We start from the raw sequence: 235 nt of genomic DNA, 5'->3' as shown, positions 1-235 counted from the left end.
GCCCCTCACCCCGATGCCGTTGCGCAGGTGGCGCGAGCGCGATTGCGGGTCCAGCGCCGGATGGATGCGACCGCCTTCGACCAGCAGCGGCCCCGACTGTGTCGCCAGCCGCGCGCCGCGGGCGAGGTCGGGATAACGCGAAGCTTCGATCACGTGCGGCCTGTCGTCGCGATCGAGCACGAACACGCCGTTGGGCTTGAGGTAGAAGTTGCCCTCGCCCGCGCGCAGGTTCAGC

General features: G+C 70.6%; 1 protein-coding gene. It reads right to left on the bottom strand.

Annotated features, from left to right (window positions below):
* On the bottom strand, positions 1-235 hold a 235-nt coding region (locus HKX41_13550), incomplete at both ends, for a hypothetical protein (GenBank protein NNC25158.1).

The organism is Salifodinibacter halophilus, assembly GCA_012999515.1.
In the GTDB taxonomy this organism is placed as follows: domain Bacteria; phylum Pseudomonadota; class Gammaproteobacteria; order Nevskiales; family Salinisphaeraceae; genus Salifodinibacter; species Salifodinibacter halophilus.
The sequence above is the reverse complement of the archived record's forward strand: the minus strand, read 5'-3'. Positions and strand labels throughout refer to the sequence as shown.